Genomic DNA, 16,426 nt, shown 5'->3' with positions numbered 1-16,426 from the left:
GCCTCGTCAATTGATCGCCGCAACGGCCGCGGCCAAGCCCTTGAGGGTCGCGGTTACGTTGATCGTCCTGCCATCCGTGGTCGGGAAGGAGATGACGGATGCCGCGGCCTTCGAAATCTGTTCGCGCATGATCGGACCAACCGGCAGCATGCCGACGCAGACGGCCTGATTGCATCCGTCGAGTTGAATTTTTATCGGCTCCTTGCGCCCCTCGAATGTCAGCGAGACAGGAGCGTCGCTCTTGGCGATCGGCGGGGCGCGCAAGATCATGTAGGGGTTGCCTTCCTTGGTGGCGGCAAGCGACCAGCTGAACGCAACCTGTCCTGCCTGGTCCTCGATGATCTGGGTGACATTGCAGACCTTTTGGCGCGCCTTCAGGTTCTCGTCGCAGATCAGCGTCCAGTTCTCGAACGGACGGGTGGTCCGTTGATATTCGCCAAGCTTCGCATCCGCAGGGATCGCTACGTCGGAAGGTTTTACCCTGTAGCCGGAAGGGATCGCTTCCTGCCCGGCCGCTAACGGGCCGGACAGGAGCATTGACGTCATGGACGTCGCGACAGCAAGGACTGCCTGCCTGATCATGGCCGGGCTCTAGTTCAGCGTAAGGCTGACGCCCGCGCCGACGCCCCAGTGCCCGCCTGCCGTCGTGCCGGACAGGTTCGCTCGAACACGTCCTTCCTCGCTGGTGTAGCCGGCGCCGAAGGCCAGGGCGCCTTCACCGCGCCAATAGCCTCCGCCGGCGGCCACGCTCAGCTTGCCGGGACGATCGTCGTAGCGCAGCGAGCCGGCCGCCAGGCCGATTGCCGCAGCCTGGCGCGCCTCGCCCCTGACCTCTCCCATGTCCATGTTGAGCTGGCTGAGTTTGGAGTCCGCATACGCATTGGCTTGCTGCAGCGTGGTGGCCGCCACCTGGTTGGTGTAGTTCTTCGAATTGTCCAGGTTCAATGCTAACCCGCTGTTGAACTGCTGAACATTGACCGCATCGGTGTTGGCAACGCCCGGCCCGACATTGTGGATGACCACCGGCGTGTTGGGATCGCCGCCGGCAAGCGTTATCGAGTTGGACTTGTTCCCGTTCCCGTCCTTGTCGTACTGGACGGCGAACTGGTTGAGGTCGCCGACGCTACCCTGCATGGCTTCGACCGCCTGATTGGTGGCGAAGAGCTGGCTGCCGTTGATGGCGTCGGTGGAGGTGCCGCTGATCCGGCCCGCCGCGACATTGGTGACGGTGCGCTCGTTGCCGACGGTGCCGACGCTGACCGTGCTCGTCGGAGCTGTTCCGGCGAAGGTATAGGCAACGCCGTTGATCGTGGTGCCGGTGGTGGCGACCGCCGCCGCCGTCGTCGAGCCCGCGCCGAGCGCGACGCTGCCCGGCTCGTTGGCCTTTGCGCCGGCGCCGAGCGCCACGGCCTGCGCTCCGTTGGTGGTCGCGTTGGTGCCGAGCGCGATGCTGTCGGCCTGGTTGACCGTCGAATTCTGGCCGATCGCGATGCCTCCCGGCGCCGTCTGCTGCACGATGGCGCCATTGCCGATGCCGATGCCGTTGTCGCCATTGACGGTGGTGCGCGGACCGACCGCAACCGAATCGACGCCGACCGCAAGCGAATCCGCGGCCGTCGAATTGGCGTGGAAGTACAGGCTCCCCGTCACCGCGAACGAGCTCAGCGCGCCCTTCAACTGGCGAAGCGTGACCGCGTCCTGGTCCTGCGTGCCGTCGGCCACGTTGATGATCTGGCGATAGGAGGTGGAGGTGCCGACCGAGACGGCGCCGAGCAGGCTCATGTCCGCGGTGTTGTAGGGAATGAGGCCGGTGCCGGAGAGGATCGATCCCGATACGGGTGCGACCGCCCGATCCGAAACCGAGCCGGCGCCGAGCGCCACGCCGCCGATGACGCTGGCCTGGGTGTCGCGGCCGAGCGCCAGCGCATTGTCGGCGCTCGCGGTCGCCTGGTAGCCGAGGGCGGACGAGCCGATCCCTTGCGCGAAGGAGTCGGCGACGGCGAGCGTCCGGTCGTTGGTGCGCACATAGCGTATGCCGTCGCCATTGGCGTCGGTGTAGGCCAGCGAGGTGTCGCCGGTAATGTTGCTGATCGAATTGCCGAGATTGGTTATGTCAGCCGTGTTGGCGGCAATGTCGGTCGTGTTCTGCGTCACCTGCTGGTTGGTCGCAAACAGCTGCGAACCATTGACCGCATCGGTCGAGGAGCCGCTCAACTGCCCGGCCGCGACGTTCTGGATCTGGCGTTCGGCGCCCACCGAGCCGACCGAGAATGCACCCGCGGGCGTTGCGCCGGCGAAGGTGTAGGCAACGCCGCCGATCGTGGTGCCGCCGACAGCCGTCGTCACGGTCGACACCGCATTCGCGCCGATCGCCACGTCGCCGGCATTGTTGGCGACCGCGTTCGGGCCGATGGCAACGGAATCCGTCCCCAGCGCCTGCGAATCCGCCAGCGTCGAATTGGCGTGGAAATACTTGATGCCGCCGCCCGTGCTGATGCTGTTGATCGTGTTGCCGAGATTGGTGATGTCGGCGGTGTTGGCGGCGATGTCGGTCGTATTCTGCGTCACCTGCTGGTTGGTGGCGAAGAGCTGCGAGCCGTTGATCGCGTCGGTCGACGAATTGCTGAGCCGGCCCGCCGCGACATTGGTGATGGTGCGTTCCGCTCCGACCGCGCCGACGCTGACGGTGCTTGCCGGCGTCGTGCCGGCGAAGTTGTAGGCGACGCCGCCGATCGTCGTGCCGGCGGTGCCGACCGCCGCGGCGGTTACCGAGCCCGAGCCGAGCGCCACGTCGCCGGCGTTGCTGGCGTTGGCGAGGGCGCCCAGCGCGATTGCATTCTGGGCGCCGGCATTCGCTCCTACGCCGAGAGCGGTCGCCTGAAAGGCGGTTGCAAACGCGTTCTGGCCGATCGCGGTGCTGGACGTGGCGGTGGCGTTGGCGTTGGCGCCGACTGCGGTGCTGTATTGGCCCGAAGCCTTGGATATGTAGCCCATCGCCGTTGCGTCAAGCGCCGATGCGACGGCGCCGCTGCCGAAGGCCGAGGCGTTGGCATTGGAGGCGCTCGAATTGACACCCGCCGCGATGGCGTTCGTCCCCGTCGCGGTGGAGACCGGTCCGATGGCGACGGAGTCCGTCCCCGTTGCCGACGAATCCGCCGCCGTCGAGTTGGCATGGAAATACTTGATGCCGCCGCCGGTGCTGATGCTGTTGATCGTGTTGCCGAGATTGGTGATGTCGGCGGTGTTGGCGGCGATGGCCGTCGTGTTCTGCGTCACCTGCTGGTTGGTCGCAAACAGCTGCGAGCCGTTGATGGCGTCGGTCGACGAGTTGCTGAGCCGGCCCGCCGCGACATTGGTGATGGTCCGCTCCGCGCCGAGCGTGCCGACGCTGACGGTGCTCGTCGGCGTCGTGCCGGCGAAGCTGTAGGCCGTGCCGCCGATCGTCGTGCCGCTGGTGCCGACCGCCGTCGCGGTGACCGAGCCCGAGCCGAGCGCCACATCGCCGGAGCTTGCCGTCGCCGTCGCGCCATTGCCCAGCGCGACATTGCCTGCAAGGCCGGCTGCACCCGCCGTCGAGCCATTGCCCAGCGCCACGGAGCCTTGCCCGACGGCCTTGTTGTTGTTGCCGATGGCGACCGCGCCGGCGGCCTGGTTGGCCGCGGTGGCGGTTGCCGTGCCGTCGCTGTTGGCGATGTTGTTGGCGCCGCCGGTGAAGGCGCCGGTGCCGCTGGCATAGCTCGGATCGCCGATGGCCACCGCGCCGTTACCGAAAGCGGTGTTGCCGGCGCCGATGGCGACAGCCTTGCCGCCCGTCGCCGTTGCATTCGTGCCCACTGCAACAGCGTCGGCGGAATTGGCGACCGCCGCATTTCCGATCGCCACGGCGTTGGTGGCGCTGGCCTTGGAGCCAATGCCGAGCGCGGTGCTGGCAATCCCGCTGGCGGCGGCGCTGACACCGGCGGCAAGAGAATTGTCTCCCGTCGCATTCGCGCCGGAACCGAACGAGGAGGCGTTTGCGCCGCTGGCAACGGCGGTGTTGCCAATAGCGGTGCTGGCGGAGCCACTCGCAACCGAGGTAGCGCCCATCGCCGTGGCGAAAGCGCCCGAAGACAGCGAATTGGTGCCGATGGCGATGCTGTTGGGCAGGGCAGTGTTGGCCTGAACGCCTGCCTGCGCGCCGACGCCGAATGCGATGGACTGGTTGCCCCAGGCACTGGCGGTGTTGCCCATCGCCGTAGCGCCCGTTCCGGTCGCTTTGGTCAGTACGCCGATTGAGACCGTGTTTTGCTGAGATGCCAGCACATCCGTACCAAGGGCGATGGCGCCCTGCGACAGCGCGCCTGTTCCCACGACGGTGCGCCCGCCAATGTTGATGGAGTTGATGCTGGTCGCGGTCGCCTGGAATCCGATGGCGACGGCATTCTGGTTGCTTGCTACGGCGCTATTACCTTGGGCAATCGAATCCACGCCGGATGCCGTTGCCCCGAACCCGAGCGCGGTGGCGCGCAATCCGGTCGCCCGGGTAACAGGGCCGATCGCCGTCGAGTTGACTCCGTCGGCACGCGCATTATTGCCAAAAGCGGCCGCGCTTGTGGTTGCAACCGAATTGACCCCAATAGCGCTTGCTGCGTCCCCGTTGGCCTTGGCGTTCCCGCCCACGGCGAGGGCGTTGACGCCGGTTGCGCCTGCGAAGACACCTATGCCTATGGAATTGAGGCCATTGACACCCATCGCATAACCGATGGCGATCGTGCCGTCGCCCGTTGCACTGTTGGAACTGCCCAACGCCACGCTGTTGTTGCCATTCGTCGCGGTGCCGTTACCGATGGCGACGGCGTTGCCGCCGGTCGCCGAACCACCGCCAGCCTGGTATTGTGCCTGGGCCGGTGTGGCGATGCCGATCGCGGCGATTGCGGCCAAGCCTCCGATCATGCTGGCCGGGCTCACGCCGCAGGCCAATGCCGAACGCACGCTGGTGCCGACGCCCAACGTCCCCAACCCCAAACCCTTGCGGCGCATTCCAAGCGTACGATGCGCCATGCGCAGGAACGCCATCAGGCGGCGACGAACCGAGCGACTGTCGGCCGCACCCGCGATCCAGTTTCCGACAAATCCAGGAAGAAATTCGATCCTTTCTTGCCCCTCGACGCGTCTGGTCATGCTAGTTTTTCCTCGCAATTGCCGAGGCGCCCTGATGTGCCGCACCATTCGCCTCGGTGGCCAAAAAATCTTCGAAATTGCGCGTCTTCTCCCGCAACGAGAGACCAACCTTCGCGCCTTGTTTTTCAATCAGCTGATAGGCGCTCGCGACCCAAGGCTGCGTCGGTTCTGGAACCGTATGCAGCGCAGCCTCCGTCCGTTCCGGCGGCAGGCTTACCGCCACCAGCGCGCGGCAGAGATCGAAATGAAATCCCGGATCGCCTTCACCACAAGCCGGAGAGGTCAGTCCAAGCACGAAACAGGCCAGGAGATGGTCGAGTTCCGCAGCGCTGATCCGGCTGGCGTATTGGCGTTGCAGTGCAGCCCAGGCCGCTTCGGCCTTAGGCGCGAAGACCTCGATTTCCGCGAATTGAATGTCCATGGGACAATCCGACATGCTGTATCATCTGGTTGCTCCCCCGCCCCAAATGACTTCCATCGCGACCATGAGCACATTCGCGGTGCAGGTATTTTGGAATAATCCGGAATCTTTGTAGGAAAATCCGGTATTTGGTCCCTGCGCGACGACTGTGACTGCTCTGCCACACAACCTTCGACTATACTGAAGATCAATCGAGGTATCGCCGCGGACAATCATGCGCGCCGCAACAAGCGTTAACGTTGCAGCTTCACCTGCCTGGGGGTTCTGTTCCGGTATCTGGACATGGTGACTGTCAAGTGGCTCTGGTCCGAGAATCCACTGAGATGAGCGACTTCCGCAATCGACAGGTCGCTCTCGATGAGAAGTTTTTCGGCGAAATCGAGACGCAGCCGCAGCAGGTATTTGTGCGGCGGCTCGCCAAAGGTCTTGGTGAATGCCAGGATGAAATGGCTCGGCGAAAGGCCACAGAGTGCGGCCAGCTCGGCCACCGCGATCTTGCTGGAAAAATTTACCTCCAGGAATTCGCGCACCCGCCGGGCGCTGCGGTTCGACAGACCGCCCTTTGGGGCTTGTGGCAACTTTCGCGCTCCTGCGTAGTTCCGAAGCAAATGGACGCCGAACATGGTGACCAACGAATCCACATAGAACTCGTTTGGAGTTTCCCGATCCGTCAGTTCCGCCTTCAGCAACTGCGCGAGTTGCAGCGCTTGGAAGTCAACGGTCCCGAACGGCGGCGGTTGAAGCTCGGCATGGCCGGTGTCGAATTCACGCGTTGCCAGCTCGAAGAGACTCTCGGGGGTGAGCGCCACGATTACGCTCTCCGTAGTGGATGACCGGGTCACCTTGCCGCCGAGATCGGCTGGGACGATCATGATCATGCCGACGTCGCCGTCGTATACTTTGTCGCTGCCCAGCGATGCCGCAATCCCTGGTGAGGGTGTAAGCAGAACCGAAGCGAAATGTTCCGCCGCTTTGAATGTGTGTGATCCCGGCCCATGAACGACATGAGCCGCGCCGCCTCGAAACGTGACCAGGTAGCGCCCCGCGCTTTCCGGCATTCCGTCGAAGATGCGACGATCCGCGCGCCGCCGCTCTGTCCCGGCGCTTTCCTGGACGTTGCCTCTATGTTGCATCTTCGTCTCTGCCACTGCTGCGCCGATCAATCCAATCCTGTGCTGTATCGAGGCGCCCAGAATTGACGTTTGCTCCTGGGCGTTCCTTCGAATCCTACAGATGCTGCCTTATATTGCAAAGAAGAATTTGAGCTCAAATGAAAATTTTACCAGGATTTTGACTATAAATTTACAGGTTTGAATTTTGGCCAAGACTACCTGACTATTTTCCGATCTTATCTTACCATTTTTGCCTAGTTATTGTGCATAGTGTGCCGTCACAATCCAGAGTTGTATTCCGAATATAGATCGCGCGGCCATTGACAGAGCTGGTCGACTATCTGTGATTGCCACGGACGATCCAGCAGCAGTTATCGCCCGAACCATGGCTTCTTTCCCTTGTGCTTCTTCATGGCGGTGGCCAAATGGCCTTGATCCGAAAATCCCCGAGGTAAGCGACTTCGGCGATGGCGACCCTCCGGGAGCGATCCAGGGCTGCGGACAGAGCATATCCCGCTCCCCCGCATGGTTGCTCTTCTGGGATTGGCATTTTCGGGGATTGTGTCGAGGGCGTGCCGATCGACCCGATCGGCGCCTGCGCTGCGTTCCTGAACCTCGCCCGCATTTTTCACTCAGCCTTGCCTCAGCCGCTTTGCCAGCGCATCGAAATTCCGTGCCGTGCAAACAGCCAACCCGGAAATCCGGACGGTAATTTGTATCCCCCATAGTCCTGCCCAAAGGCAGCGTAGCGCATCCCGCGGATAGAAAAAACATTGTAAGTGAAGAAAAAAGTTCGCGCGAGAAAAACATGGCCTGGCTTGGCCGGCGCTACCGAACTATCCGGCTCACGCAGGCCTGCTAAAGATCGCCTCGGCGTTTCTCGTACAGATCCCAGGACAGCTCGACCATGGCCAGAAGAACGTCTTCCTGGCTCCACCCGGCGGCAACCGCCGCCTCGACAATTCCGCGGACGAGCGGCAGCAATTGGCGCTCGCATTCGGCCGACAGGTTGGCCTCGGCGCCGTCGGCAGGCGGACTATCGAAATCAAATCCCACCATCGGCGTTCCCCCGCCATCAATGATCTAATGAAATGTATGTCTCTGCAATCATACTCCCGTCTAATATACATCAATCGGAAACGAAACACAGCAGCGTCGAGATTGACAGGGCATGGCCGCCCCGATTGCAGCGGCTCCATGGTTTGTCTGGACGTCTTTTTTGGCCTCCTGTTGCCGGCATTGCATATCTTGGATGCGAACCCCAGGCATTCGCGTGAAGCTATCGGGATCCTGGCGAGCTTTGCCGCATGGAGCGGAACCTGCCGCTTCATGGCATCGATGAAGTCGATCAGGTCACCGGGCCGAGCAGGACCGAGCCATCCGGCACCCCGCCATCGATCGGGATGGCTCTGCGGTTTGCGCTCGCCGCCATCGGCTGGCCGATGTCGGACGTCACGATGACCGGGCTCTTCGACGGCACGCGGTCGTAGAGGTCGATGATGTCCTGATTTATCAGGCGCACGCAGCCTGACGAGACGGATTTGCCGATCGAGTTCCATTCCGGCGAGCCATGCAGGCGGTAGAGCGTGTCGACGTTGTCGTGGAACAGGTAGAGCGCGCGGGCGCCGAGCGGGTTCTTGAGGCCGCCGGGCATGCCGCCGTTCTTGGCGCTGTATTCTTCCAGTTCAGGCTGGCGGGCAACCATCTCATCGGGCGGCGTCCATTTCGGCCATTTCTGCTTCCACTGGACGACGGCGTCTCCCGACCATTCGAAGCCGGCGCGGCCGAGGCCGACGCCGTAACGGATCGCCTGGCCGCCTTCGCGCACCAGATACAGGAAATGGTTGGTCGTATCGACGATGATGGTGCCCGGCCGCTGGCCGGTCGGATCGGGAACGATCTGGCGCAGGAACTGCGGGTCCATCTTCTTGATCGGGATGGCCGGGAGCTCGAACCCGCTGTCGGAAATCGGGCCGTACATCGTCGCATAGTCGCCGAGCGGCGGCTCGTCATAGGTCGGCGGTGGCGGTTCGACCGGCGCCGGCGCCGGTCCGGTGGTGGTGCAGGCGGAGACCGCAATCGAAGCGGCGCCAAGGGCTGCAGCATTCAGAAAGCCGCGACGGCTCAGGCGATAGGGGTCGATTTCGGTCTTCAACATGGTTGCCTTTTTTAAGTCTCGAATCGCAAGAAAGCGTGAATGCCTTCAAGCGGCGCAGTGGTCGGCCTCCCCCAATGCCTGACGCGATAGGCGGTTCCGATTCTGGCCTGAGGGTGGACAAACAAAGGCGAAGCTGTGACCGCTCTGCCACTGTTGCTCGAAGGCAACAGAGGGATCAGCCGCCGGTCAGCAGGCCTTCAAGCGACGGCAGGATCAGCGCCGGCGGGAAATCCCGGTATTCCTCGGGCTGGTTGGCGCGGTTGATCCATACGGTGCGAAAGCCGAATTTAGTGGCGCCGGCGACGTCCCAGCGGTTGGACGACTGGAATGAGACGGCGCCCGGATAGAGTCGCCAGCCCGTCGCCACCATGTCGTAGGTCGACGGGTCGGTCTTGAAGCGCCTGACGGCGTCGACCGAAAAGGTATCGTCCAGCACCTGGTCGAGGGCGGCCGACTTGACCGCCGCTTCCAGCATCTCGGGCGAGCCGTTGGACAGGATTGCGAGCTTGGCGCCGGATGCTTTCAGCGCCTTGAGCACGGCCGGCACTTCCGGATAGCAGTCGAGCCGCCAATAGGCTTCGAGCAGCTTGGCCTTCAGTCCCTTGTCGGCGGAGGGAACCTTGAGCAGGGCGAAATCGAGCGCCTGTTCGGTGAGCTGCCAGAAATCGGCATAGCCGCCCATCAGCGTGCGCACCCAGGAATATTCCAGCTGCTTGGCGCGCCAGATTTCCGAAAGCAGCGGGCCGTCGGGGCCGATCTCGCCGTTATGACGGCGCACGGCTGCGTGCACGTCGAACAACGTGCCATAGGCGTCGAAAACGTAAGCCGCGTAATGCATGGCGACAGTTTTGAGGGCAGGCGGCGCAAGGTGCAAGCATCGATTGTAGTCTTGATCGCTTTCTTGGGGCGCTCTGGCCTCAACAAAAACCGCTCCATGCCGGTTGACGGCGCCGGTCAAAGCATCTTCCAATGCTTGGCACAGGCAGCTTTGAAGCGGAACCGAACAATGACACTGGCGACTGCGGCGCTATCGGCGACATGGACCTTCGTCGACGGCGACTGGTACGAAGGCAACGTCGCCATTCTGGGTCCGCGCAGCCACGCCATGTGGCTCGGCACCAGCGTCTTCGACGGCGCCCGCTGGTTCGAAGGCGTCGCCCCCGATCTTGAGCTGCATGCCGCTAGGGTGAACGCATCGGCGACCGCGCTCGGCCTCGCGCCGTCGATGAGCGCCGATGAGATTGTTGGACTGACCTGGGCCGGGCTGAAGAAGTTCGACGGCAAGACAGCGGTCTACATCAGGCCGATGTACTGGGCCGAGCATGGCGGCTACATGGGCGTGCCGGCCGATCCGGCCTCGACCCGTTTCTGCCTCTGCCTCTACGAATCGCCGATGATCTCGCCGACCGGCTTTTCGATCACCGTGTCGCCGTTCCGGCGGCCGACCATCGAGACCATGCCGACCAATGCCAAGGCCGGCTGCCTCTATCCCAACAATGGCCGCGCCATCCTCGAAGCGAAGGGACGCGGCTTCGACAATGCGCTGGTGCTGGACATGCTGGGCAATGTCGCCGAGACCGGAACCTCGAACATCTTCCTGGTCAAGGACAGCCACGTGTTGACGCCGGCGCCCAACGGCACCTTCCTGTCCGGCATCACCCGCTCGCGCACCATGACGCTGCTTGGCGATTACGGCTTCAAGACCACGGAGAAGATGCTGTCGGTGCGCGACTTTCTCGAAGCCGACGAGATCTTTTCGACCGGAAATCATTCCAAGGTCGTGCCGATCACCCGCATCGAGGACCGCGATCTGCAGCCCGGGCCGGTGGCCAAGAAAGCGCGCGACCTTTATTGGGAATGGGCGCATTCGACTTCCGCCGGTTGAGCCGCTAAAAGGCAATTGGCGCTTCATTCCGGAGTTGTTCCAGATCAATGCAGCCCTATCTTAATCCGGTATCCGCACCGGATTTTTCCATGAGGAGTATGACCGATGGCTTTTGAATTGCCCGCCTTGCCCTACGACTACGAGGCCTTGCAGCCTTACATGTCGAAGGAGACGCTGGAGTATCACCACGACAAGCACCACAAGGCCTATGTCGACAACGGCAACAAGCTGGCCGCCGAAGCGGGCCTTGGCGATCTGTCGGTCGAAGAGGTGGTCAAGCAGTCGTTCGGCAAGAATGCCGGCCTCTTCAACAACGCAGCCCAGCACTACAACCACATCCATTTCTGGAAGTGGATGAAGAAGGGCGGCGGCGGCAACAAGCTTCCGGGCGCCCTGCAGAAAGCTTTCGACGCCGACCTCGGCGGCTACGACAAGTTCAAGGCCGACTTCATCGCCGCCGGCACCACGCAGTTCGGCTCGGGCTGGGCCTGGGTCTCGGTCAAGGACGGCAAGCTGGCGATATCCAAGACGCCGAACGGCGAGAACCCGCTCGTCCATGGCGCATCGCCGATCCTCGGCGTCGATGTCTGGGAACATTCCTATTACATCGACTACCGCAACGCGCGGCCGAAATATCTCGAGGCCTTCGTCGACAGCCTCATTAACTGGGACCATGTCCTTGAAATGTACGAAAAGGCGAAAGCCTGATCGACCCAGAGAAGCCCCGGTACTCCGGGGCTTCTCTTTCTCAGCTGAAGCAGCAGGCACACAAAATTCGGCAGAATCCGGCCGGCGGACAGGGAATAATCCCGGCCCGCCCTCCGTTAACGTTAGGTCGCGACCCCTCATCATCCTGGAGCCAATTGAATGAGAAAGCTTGTTATCGCCATCTCTATGCTCAGCCTCGCCGCCTCGGCGGCTTTTGCCGACCCGATCCTCGACCGACAGGGACTGATGAAGGAACGCGGCAAGATTGTCGGCGGCCTGTCGAAAATCGCCAAGGGCGAGGCAGACTTCGATGCCGCCGCCGTGCTGACGGCGCTGCAGGCGCTGCAAGTCAATGCCGAGAAGTTCGATGTCGACGCGCTGTTCCCGGCCGGCAGCGACAGCGGTGATACCACCGCCTCGCCCAAAATCTGGGAAGACATGGCGGGCTTCAAATCGACCGAGGACAAGTACCTCGCCGACGTCAAGGCCGCAGTCGCCGCCGCACCCGCCGATGTCGATGCGCTGAAGGCGCAGATCGATACGCTCGGCAGTGATTGCGGCACCTGCCACAAGACCTATCGGGTGAAGAAGAGCTGATCCCGGGCAATGCCCTTGTGGAAAAAATTTGTCGGCGCCGCCCTTGTCCTGGGCGTCGTCGGTGCCGGCGCCGGCTGGTTCCTGTCGGCGCCGGTCAAGCTCGACACTGGCACCCTGGCGCAGCTCGGCCCCGGCGACGCCGCCAGGGGGAAGCGCATTTTCAATGCCGGCGGCTGCACCTCCTGTCACGCCAAGCCGGGCTCGCAAGGCGACGGCCGTTTGCAACTGGTCGGCGGCCTCGAGCTCAAGACGCCGTTCGGCACCTTCGTGCCGCCCAACATCTCGCAGGATCCCAAGGACGGCATCGGCGCCTGGACGGTCGAGGACCTTGCCAACGCCATGCTGAAGGGCGTGTCGCCGTCGGGCGAGCATTTCTATCCGGCCTTTCCCTACGCGTCCTACGCCCGCATGAAGCCGGCTGATATTGCCGATCTCTATGCGTTCCTGAAGACGCTGCCGGCGGTGGCCGGCAAGGCGCCGGACAATTCGCTGAGTTTCCCCTTCAACATCCGTCGCGGCCTCGGCCTGTGGAAGCGGCTCTATCTCAGCAAGGAGCCGGTGATTGCCTTTGCCGATGGCACGCCTGATCCGGTACTGGCCGGCCGCTATCTGGTCGAGGGACCCGGCCATTGCGGCGAATGCCACACGCCGCGCGACGTCACCGGCGGCATCAGGAAGAGCCAGTGGCTGGCTGGCGCGGCGGCCGCCGAAGGCAGCGGCATCGTGCCGAACATCACATCGGGCGAGGGCGGGCTCGGTGACTGGTCGGAAGCCGACATCGCCAACTATCTCGAAACCGGTTTTACCCCCGATTTCGACTCGGTAGGCGGCGCCATGGTCGACGTGCAGCGCAACATGGCCGAACTGCCGCCGGGAGATCGCGCGGCAATAGCCGCCTATCTCAAGGCGGTGCCGCCGCATCCCAACGGCTACCCGGTGCGCAGCAAGCCGGCCAAGTGATCCCGGCTACAGGTGGCGATCTACAGGTGGCGATCGCCGAGGAAGTCGAAGCCCGTCTCGAAGAAATGGCTGTAATTGCAGGTCAGTTCCTCGCCGGGTGCGATGTCGCGCAAGGCATAGGTTTCCTCGGGCGAGGAGACATCGCAATTCGGTTCGTCGTCATGGTTCATGTAGCGGGCGTCGTCGGCTTCGAAGACGATGTAGTTCGGATCCCGGCGGTCTGGATAGGAATAACGGTCGAGATAGTTCTTCACCGGGCCGCTCTCGCCTTCATAGGTCTCGACGTCGATGATCCGGTCGAATCTGGGGTCGAGCTTCCAGACCAGCGTGCCCTTGGCAATGTGGTTCCTGGCGAAAACCCCGATGCCCTGGATCGGTGATTTCTCGAGATAGGTGTCGACGAGCAACATAGTGGCCCCTTTGCGTATGTCATGGTCTGGAAGGTGGCGCGCATTGGGTAGCGCGCAGCCATTGCAAATGCGAGTGAAAATGAGCAGCCTGGAATTCAAAAAGTGACGACCGGCGCGCCTCGACGGGCGCGCCTTTCGCATCGACATCAGCGCTGCTGCAAGGCCAGACGGACGCCTAACGCGCAGTAGATGCCGCCAACCACCTTGCCTTGCCATTTCACCACCGACGGATTGCGGCGCAGGAACGTGCCGAGCCGGCCCGCACTCACGGCAAAGACGACTGTGCTGAAAAGGCCGAGCAGAACAAAGATTATGCCCAGCGTCATCAGCTGGAGCATCACCGATCCGTTTTCAGGCCGCACGAACTGGGGCAGGAAGGCGAGGAAGAAAAGCGCCGTCTTTGGATTAAGCACTTCGGTCAGGACAGCTTGACGAAACGCCTTGCTGGCGGAGATCGCGAGTGCGCCGGCAGTAGGGTCGGCCGGTATTCTCTCGATGATTGCGCGGATGCCGAGGTAAACGAGATACGCCGCGCCGATGTATTTTACGACGCTGAACAGCGTTGCCGAAGTGGCGATGATCGCCGAAATGCCGACCATCGCCATGATGGTATGGAACACATCGCCAGCCGCGACGCCCGCGCCCGTCGCGACGCCAACCCTGGTTCCGGAACTCGTCGCTCGCGCGACCGTCAAAAGCGTGGCTGGGCCTGGAATAAACACAAAGCCAAGCACAACCGCTATGTAAGCCGTCAAGGTGGATAGATCGATCATTGCGACGCCTCCGTTGCATTCTCAGCCTTGCCCGTCACCTCAGGTTCGGGCTTGCCCGTAACCTCGGGTTCGGGCTTGGCCGTAACCTTGAGCGCGAAGGAGTAGGTATAGGCGATCTCCTCCAGCCTTGAAAAGCGGCCGGAGGCGCCGGCATGGCCGGAATCCATGTTGATCTTGAACAGCACCGGATTGTCGCCGGTCTTGCGCTCGCGCAGCCGCGCCACCCATTTGGCCGGCTCCCAATAGGTGACGCGCGGATCGGTGAAGCCGGCCAGCGCCAGTATCGGCGGGTAGTCGTGATCGGCGACATTGTCATAGGGTGAGTAGGCGGCGATCGTTTGGTAATCTTCCGCCGACGCGATCGGGTTGCCCCATTCCGGCCACTCCGGCGGCGTCAGCGGCAAGCTTGCGTCGAGCATCGTGGTCAGCACGTCGACAAAGGGAACCTCGGCAACGATGGCGCCGAAACTATGCGGCGCCATGTTGGCGATCGCACCCATCAACATGCCGCCGGCCGAGCCGCCTTGCGCGACGATGCGGTCGTGTTGGGTGTAACGCTCGGCGACGAGATGCTGCGCGACGGCGATGAAATCGGTGAACGTGTTCATCTTGTGCGCCCGCTTGCCGTCGTCATACCAGCCATAGCCCTTGTCCTTGCCGCCGCGGACATGGGCGATGGCAAAGACAAAGCCACGGTCGACCAGCGAGAACCAGTTGGTGTTGAACGCCGCCGGAATGGCAATGCCGTAAGAGCCGTAGCCGTAAAGCAGGCACGGTGCGGAGCCATCGAGCGGCGTGTCGCGGTGGTGCAGCAGCGAGACCGGCACCAGTTCGCCATCGGCGGCCGGCGCCATCAGCCGGCGCGTGACATAATGATCCGGATTGTGACCGGACGGCACTTCCTGGGTCTTCAGCAGCACACGCTCGCGGCTGCGCATATTGTAGTCGAAGACCTGCGCCGGGGTCGTCATCGACGAATAGGTGAAGCGCATGATCTCGGTGTCGTATTCATAGGACCCCGACAGGCCGAGCGAGAACGCCTCTTCGTCGAACGAGATCAGATGCTCCTCGCCGCTGCGGCGATCGCGAACGACGATGCGCGGCAGCCCTTCCTTGCGCTCGAGCCTGACCATATGATCCCTGAAGCCGACCACCGACAGGATCAGCCGGCCTGGCTCGTGCGCCACCAGCTCTTCCCAATTGGCGCGAACCGGGTCATTAGCCGGCGCCGTCATGATCTTGAAGTCCTTGGCGCCGTCGGCATTGGTGAGGACGAAGAAGATGTCGCCGCCTTCTTCCAGATCATATTGCAGGCCGGTCTCGCGCTTTGCCACCAGCTTTGGCTCGGCGAAAGGCTCATCGGCGCGCATCAGGTGATATTCCGAGGTTTCGTGATCGTTGATCCCGATCATGATCCATTCGTTGGAGCGCGTGCCGCCGACATCCATGAAGAAGCCGGGATCGGTTTCCTCATAAATCAGCCGGTCATTAAGGGGGCTGCCGCCGAGCGCGTGGAACAGCACCTTGGACGGGCGATGATTGTCGTCGAGCCTTGTGTAGAAGAAGCCGTCATCGGCGGCATTCCAGACGCCGCCACCACTGGTGGCCTCGATCTGGTCGCTCAGTTCCTTGCCGCTGGTGAGATCGCGCACGCGAAGTGTGAAGAATTCAGAGCCCTTGTCGTCGAACGCCCACAACAGCTTGCGGTGATCGGCCGAATGGTCGACGCCGCCGAGGCGGAAATAGGGCTTGCCCTCGGCTTCCGCGTCGCCATCGAGCAGGATCTGCTCATCGCCGCCATCGCGCGGCATGCGGAAATAGCGGGGCTGTTCGCCGCCAAGCTTGAAGGATGAGCCGTAAGCATAGGGGCCATCCTTCATCGGCACCGTCGAATCATCTTCCTTGATGCGCCCCTTCATCTCGCCGAACAGCTGCTTCCGAAGCTCTAGCGTATCGGCCATAAGCACTGCTTGATAGGCGTTTTCGGCTTCGAGATGGGCGCGGATGCGGCCCTCAAGCAGGGAAGGGTCCCTGAACATCGCCTGCCAGTTCTCGGCCCTCAGCCAGGCATAGTCATCTGTGCGGGTAATGCCGTGATGCGTGTCGAAGACGGGGTGTTTCTCGGGGCTCGGCGGGCTGGCGGTCGGAAAAGCTGAGGTCTTGGTCATTGCGTCTCACTGAAGAAATTACTTGAATGGCAAATGAACACGCCGATCAGCGCGGGTTCAAGGGCCGGGATGTA

At 62.7% G+C, this 16,426-nt stretch carries 14 protein-coding genes; 4 read left to right on the top strand and 10 right to left on the bottom strand.

The features are described from left to right. Window positions 1–6 precede the first annotated feature (6 nt). The 7 genes from NKI10_RS17315 to NKI10_RS17285 all read right to left on the bottom strand — a co-directional run bounded on the left by NKI10_RS17315 (window position 7) and on the right by NKI10_RS17285 (window position 9,689). Window positions 7–582: an invasion associated locus B family protein gene (locus tag NKI10_RS17315; protein ID WP_502897546.1), complete on the bottom strand. Its 576-nt coding sequence runs from the start codon at window positions 580–582 to the stop codon at window positions 7–9. Between the two features lie 9 nt (window positions 583–591). Then, window positions 592–5,160: a YadA-like family protein gene (locus tag NKI10_RS17310; RefSeq protein ID WP_352861085.1), complete on the bottom strand. Its 4,569-nt coding sequence runs from the start codon at window positions 5,158–5,160 to the stop codon at window positions 592–594. Window position 5,161: 1 nt separating this feature from the next. Beyond that, window positions 5,162–5,581, bottom strand: coding sequence for a hypothetical protein (locus tag NKI10_RS17305; protein WP_023684558.1), 420 nt, complete (start codon window positions 5,579–5,581; stop codon window positions 5,162–5,164). A gap of 233 nt (window positions 5,582–5,814) precedes the next feature. Continuing rightward, the gene (locus NKI10_RS17300; protein WP_352861083.1) at window positions 5,815–6,744 is read right to left on the bottom strand and encodes a helix-turn-helix domain-containing protein; all 930 of its coding nucleotides are present in this window, start codon (window positions 6,742–6,744) and stop codon (window positions 5,815–5,817) included. Window positions 6,745–7,551: 807 nt separating this feature from the next. Then, window positions 7,552–7,752, bottom strand: a complete 201-nt coding sequence (locus NKI10_RS17295) for a hypothetical protein (RefSeq protein ID WP_023684556.1) — start codon at window positions 7,750–7,752, stop codon at window positions 7,552–7,554. 289 nt (window positions 7,753–8,041) lie between these two features. After that, window positions 8,042–8,851 carry a L,D-transpeptidase gene (locus NKI10_RS17290; protein WP_023692792.1) on the bottom strand — a complete coding sequence of 270 codons (810 nt, stop codon included), beginning with the start codon at window positions 8,849–8,851 and terminating at the stop codon, window positions 8,042–8,044. Between the two features lie 175 nt (window positions 8,852–9,026). After that, window positions 9,027–9,689 (bottom strand): haloacid dehalogenase type II, encoded by a 663-nt coding sequence (locus NKI10_RS17285; RefSeq protein WP_352861081.1) that lies wholly within the window; start codon window positions 9,687–9,689, stop codon window positions 9,027–9,029. 168 nt (window positions 9,690–9,857) lie between these two features. Here NKI10_RS17285 and NKI10_RS17280 point away from each other — a divergent pair, with 168 nt between their 5' ends. The 4 genes from NKI10_RS17280 to NKI10_RS17265 all read left to right on the top strand — a co-directional run bounded on the left by NKI10_RS17280 (window position 9,858) and on the right by NKI10_RS17265 (window position 13,001). Then, window positions 9,858–10,736: a branched-chain amino acid aminotransferase gene (locus tag NKI10_RS17280; RefSeq protein WP_023742668.1), complete on the top strand. Its 879-nt coding sequence runs from the start codon at window positions 9,858–9,860 to the stop codon at window positions 10,734–10,736. A 105-nt stretch (window positions 10,737–10,841) separates the two neighbouring features. Next, entirely contained in the window at window positions 10,842–11,444 is a 603-nt protein-coding gene (locus NKI10_RS17275) for a superoxide dismutase (RefSeq protein ID WP_352861079.1), read from the top strand. A gap of 159 nt (window positions 11,445–11,603) precedes the next feature. After that, the gene (locus NKI10_RS17270; protein WP_023687226.1) at window positions 11,604–12,041 is read left to right on the top strand and encodes a c-type cytochrome; all 438 of its coding nucleotides are present in this window, start codon (window positions 11,604–11,606) and stop codon (window positions 12,039–12,041) included. Between the two features lie 9 nt (window positions 12,042–12,050). After that, window positions 12,051–13,001, top strand: a complete 951-nt coding sequence (locus NKI10_RS17265; RefSeq protein WP_352861076.1) for a cytochrome c — start codon at window positions 12,051–12,053, stop codon at window positions 12,999–13,001. A 20-nt stretch (window positions 13,002–13,021) separates the two neighbouring features. Here NKI10_RS17265 and NKI10_RS17260 read toward each other — a convergent pair whose 3' ends face one another. From NKI10_RS17260 to NKI10_RS17250, 3 genes are all read right to left on the bottom strand, one after another. Beyond that, window positions 13,022–13,411, bottom strand: coding sequence for an SET domain-containing protein (locus NKI10_RS17260; protein ID WP_023673684.1), 390 nt, complete (start codon window positions 13,409–13,411; stop codon window positions 13,022–13,024). Window positions 13,412–13,557: 146 nt separating this feature from the next. Beyond that, entirely contained in the window at window positions 13,558–14,184 is a 627-nt protein-coding gene (locus NKI10_RS17255) for a LysE family translocator (RefSeq protein WP_023692796.1), read from the bottom strand. Beyond that, on the bottom strand, window positions 14,181–16,352 hold the full coding sequence (locus NKI10_RS17250) for a S9 family peptidase (protein WP_352861074.1): 2,172 nt from the start codon (window positions 16,350–16,352) through the stop codon (window positions 14,181–14,183). The genes NKI10_RS17255 and NKI10_RS17250 overlap by 4 nt, the downstream gene beginning before the upstream one ends. Window positions 16,353–16,426: the final 74 nt, after the last annotated feature.

This window comes from Mesorhizobium sp. M0802, assembly GCF_040320115.1.
Taxonomy (GTDB): Bacteria; Pseudomonadota; Alphaproteobacteria; order Rhizobiales; family Rhizobiaceae; genus Mesorhizobium.
This window is presented reverse-complemented; position numbering and strand designations above follow the sequence as displayed.

Excerpts from the sequence above, each read along its gene's own strand:
- NKI10_RS17315 (WP_502897546.1), bottom strand. The coding sequence starts at position 582 with ATGATCAGGCAGGCAGTCCTTGCTGTCGCGACGTCCATGACGTCAATG.
- NKI10_RS17310 (WP_352861085.1), bottom strand. The coding sequence starts at position 5,160 with ATGACCAGACGCGTCGAGGGGCAAGAAAGGATCGAATTTCTTCCTGGA.
- NKI10_RS17305 (WP_023684558.1), bottom strand. The coding sequence starts at position 5,581 with ATGGACATTCAATTCGCGGAAATCGAGGTCTTCGCGCCTAAGGCCGAA.
- NKI10_RS17295 (WP_023684556.1), bottom strand. The coding sequence starts at position 7,752 with ATGGTGGGATTTGATTTCGATAGTCCGCCTGCCGACGGCGCCGAGGCC.
- NKI10_RS17290 (WP_023692792.1), bottom strand. The coding sequence starts at position 8,851 with ATGTTGAAGACCGAAATCGACCCCTATCGCCTGAGCCGTCGCGGCTTT.
- NKI10_RS17285 (WP_352861081.1), bottom strand. The coding sequence starts at position 9,689 with ATGCATTACGCGGCTTACGTTTTCGACGCCTATGGCACGTTGTTCGAC.
- NKI10_RS17280 (WP_023742668.1), top strand. The coding sequence starts at position 9,858 with ATGACACTGGCGACTGCGGCGCTATCGGCGACATGGACCTTCGTCGAC.
- NKI10_RS17275 (WP_352861079.1), top strand. The coding sequence starts at position 10,842 with ATGGCTTTTGAATTGCCCGCCTTGCCCTACGACTACGAGGCCTTGCAG.
- NKI10_RS17270 (WP_023687226.1), top strand. The coding sequence starts at position 11,604 with ATGAGAAAGCTTGTTATCGCCATCTCTATGCTCAGCCTCGCCGCCTCG.
- NKI10_RS17265 (WP_352861076.1), top strand. The coding sequence starts at position 12,051 with ATGCCCTTGTGGAAAAAATTTGTCGGCGCCGCCCTTGTCCTGGGCGTC.
- NKI10_RS17260 (WP_023673684.1), bottom strand. The coding sequence starts at position 13,411 with ATGTTGCTCGTCGACACCTATCTCGAGAAATCACCGATCCAGGGCATC.
- NKI10_RS17255 (WP_023692796.1), bottom strand. The coding sequence starts at position 14,184 with ATGATCGATCTATCCACCTTGACGGCTTACATAGCGGTTGTGCTTGGC.
- NKI10_RS17250 (WP_352861074.1), bottom strand. The coding sequence starts at position 16,352 with ATGACCAAGACCTCAGCTTTTCCGACCGCCAGCCCGCCGAGCCCCGAG.